Here is a 2,889-nt window from a genome sequence, read left to right as displayed (position 1 = left end):
CGATCACCACGCCGGCGGCGTGCGTCGAGGCGTGCCGCGGGAGCCCCTCCAGGACCCGGCAGATATTAATCAGATCGCCGATCTCCGGCTGCTCCTGGGCCAGCTTGGCCAGCTTGGGCTCCTGCTTGAGGGCTTCGTCGAGTTTGATCCCGAGTTTGTCGGGCACCATCTTGGCGATGGCGTCCACTTCCCGCAGGGGAATGTCCAGGGCGCGCCCGACATCCCGGATGACGGCGCGGGTCTTGAGTTTTCCGAAGGTGATGATCTGAGCCACGTAGTCCCCGCCGCCGTATTTCTGGACGACGTACTTGAAGACCTCCTCGCGGCCGTTGATGCAGAAATCCACGTCGATATCCGGCATGCTGGAGCGCGAGGGGTTGAGAAAGCGCTCGAAAATCAGCCCGTGAGCCAGGGGGTCGAGGTCGGTGATCCCCAGGCTGTAGGCCACCAGGCTGCCGGCCGCCGAGCCGCGCCCCGGTCCGACGGGAATGCCGTGGTCCTTGGCGAAGCGGATAAAATCGGCCACGATCAGAAAATAGCCGGGAAACTGCATTTTGTTGATGATCGCGATTTCAAACTCCAGGCGCTCGCGATAGGCGGTTTCGTCGACTGCGGGGTTCAGCGTGCGGACTTTCTGCATGACGCGCGCGTACCCCTCGCGCACCTGCTGCTCGAAGAGCGCCGCCGGCGACATGCCGGTTTCGGTGGCGAACTGGGGAAAGTGGTAGGTCTTGAAGTCGAACCCGATCTGGCAGCGCTCGGCGATGGCGACGCTGTTTTCGATCGCGCCGGGGTAGTCCCTGAAGAAGGCGGCCATCTCCTCCTGGGGTTTGAAGTATAGCTGGTCGGTGCGGAATTTGAACCGTTCGGTGTCCCGGACGGTTTTGCCGGTCTGGATGCACAGCAGGACATCGTGGGCGCGCACGTCGTCCTTGTCCAGATAATGGCAGTCGTTGCTGGCCACCAGCGGAATCGAGAGGCGGGCGCTCATGTCGCGCAGGGCCGTGTTGACCCGCTCCTGGAGTTCGATCCCGTTGTGCTGGACTTCCAGAAAGAAGTTGCCCTCGCCGAAGATCTCCAGGTAGCTTTGGGCGGCTTGGTCGGCCAGATCCAGGCGGTTTTCCCTGATGCAGCGCGGGATTTCGCCCTGCAGACAGGCGGAAAGGGCGATCAGGCCCTTGCTGTGTGCCCGCAAAACCGTCTTGTCGATGCGCGGCTTGTAGTAAAACCCCTGGAGCTGGGCAATCGAGGCCAACTGGCAGAGGTTATGGTAGCCCTCCTGATTTTGGGCCAGCAGGATCAGGTGGGTCACCCCTTTGCTGTCCAGCGGGGTTTTGTCCCGCAGGGTGCGCGGCGCCACGTAGCACTCGCAGCCGATAATCGGTTTGATGCCGGCCTGGCAGGCTTTGTCATAAAACTCGAGGACCCCGAACATGGTGCCGTGGTCGGTGATCGCCACACTGGACATCCCGAATTCGGCCACGCGCTTGAGGAGCGAATCGATGCGGATGGCGCCGTCCAGGAGGCTGTACTGGGTGTGGACATGGAGATGGACAAAGTCTGGTGGCGAAGGCATGCGGGTACCTGTATGCAACGGGGGCAAAAAGAGGGTTAACCGGCTAAAAATTCAGGCAGATAGCGATAAAGAGGTCTACATATAGCATGGTTGCGGCCTCAGCACAACAACCGATTGTGGACGGCGCCCGGCAAGGGAGTTCGGGGGGCGGACGGGCAGGGGCGGCGGAAGCAGTCGCCGAGTGCCGGGGAACCCTTCGGGGGCCGTTCCCCGATCCATCCACTTGGCGAAAAAAATCAATACCAGGGCTATTCCACGGGTTGGCCGTGGGATTGGTATCATCGCACCCGTTGGTCGAAAAAACCCCGATAAATTTTCGCGACCGGCATAATCGGTCAGCACAGGATCCTGACCGGAAGCTGGGGAACATCTGGACCGCCAATACAATCCAGTCCGTCCTTTTACTGCTATTGCATGCGTCGAACCGCCGCCAATTGAAGCCGATAGATGATCGCGCCATACATGGCAGCGGCGGTGAACAAGACCGCCTCCACCAGGTAAAAAAGGGGTTCTGAAAATAAGTTCCGTAATGTTGTGCTGAGGATGGCAAACGCCAGAACATAACCGAACACACGGCGAAGCGAATTTGAAGCGGATTCGTCCCTCCGGGAGCCCATCTCCGCGACCAGATAACCAAGCAAGGTAAAGGCCCCGATCACCTCGATGAACCTTGAAACAAACAAAATGCGTTGCAACTCGGTGAGGTTTAGAAAATCGGTTTGCAATTGCAGCACCCAGCCAGGCACCGAATCCGTTGGTTGCGACATCGATTGGCGATGAACATCTCGACGGCAGAAAGAGCTGGCCGGCCTCTACGGCGCAACTGACCGCCGTGCCAAAGCAGAGGGCCAGCAATAGCGGTTTCCACCCGCCGCGGCCATGGGCCAGCTGGAAGAAAAAACCAAGCGGGATGAACAGCAGGATATTCGTGAAGACATCGGAAGCACTGCCGGTGAAGCTGATTTGAAGGCGTGGCGGCACGTCAAACTCAAACGGGATAAGGGTTACCACGGCCACCACGATGGTCATGTAAACCAGCAGCGCATAGCCCAGGGCGGATTGTTTATGATAAAGTCGGTTCACGCTGCATGCATATTTTTTTGGTGTTGGAATGTGACGCTGCGACCGAATGCAGTTGGCTGATTTGAACACGGTGGTTGACCGGAAATCAGGACCATTGTTTTTATCATTCATTTGTGAAAAACTTCACGTATTATTTTTTTCAGATCGCCGGAACCAGGGGGAGGAAACCATGAGGATTGAAAAAGTCGGCCTGCTATCGGTCCTTGGCATATGGAAGTCAAAACAGCCAG

At 58.3% G+C, this 2,889-nt stretch carries 3 protein-coding genes and 1 pseudogene; 1 reads left to right on the top strand and 3 read right to left on the bottom strand.

Translation table 11 applies throughout. The features are described from left to right. The 3 genes and pseudogenes from dnaE to GPT33_RS18940 all read right to left on the bottom strand — a co-directional run. Window positions 1-1,576: DNA polymerase III subunit alpha (gene dnaE / locus GPT33_RS17175; RefSeq protein WP_296811417.1), on the bottom strand; the 1,576-nt coding region annotated here is incomplete at its 3' end. 407 nt (window positions 1,577-1,983) lie between these two features. After that, entirely contained in the window at window positions 1,984-2,310 is a 327-nt protein-coding gene (locus GPT33_RS17170; protein WP_296811414.1) for a hypothetical protein, read from the bottom strand. A 43-nt stretch (window positions 2,311-2,353) separates the two neighbouring features. Beyond that, window positions 2,354-2,539: pseudogene (locus GPT33_RS18940) on the bottom strand (VanZ family protein); the annotation flags it as partial. Here GPT33_RS18940 and GPT33_RS17165 point away from each other — a divergent pair. Beyond that, complete coding sequence (locus GPT33_RS17165) at window positions 2,456-2,719, top strand: hypothetical protein (protein WP_296811411.1); 264 nt, start codon at window positions 2,456-2,458, stop codon at window positions 2,717-2,719. The pseudogene GPT33_RS18940 and the gene GPT33_RS17165 overlap by 84 nt on opposite strands. Window positions 2,720-2,889: the final 170 nt, after the last annotated feature.

Origin of the sequence: Thiocapsa sp., from assembly GCF_011390875.1 — a bacterium.
Taxonomy (GTDB): Bacteria; Pseudomonadota; Gammaproteobacteria; order Chromatiales; family Chromatiaceae; genus Thiocapsa.
Note: the sequence above shows the minus strand (reverse complement) of the source record. Positions and strands in the feature narration are given on the sequence as shown.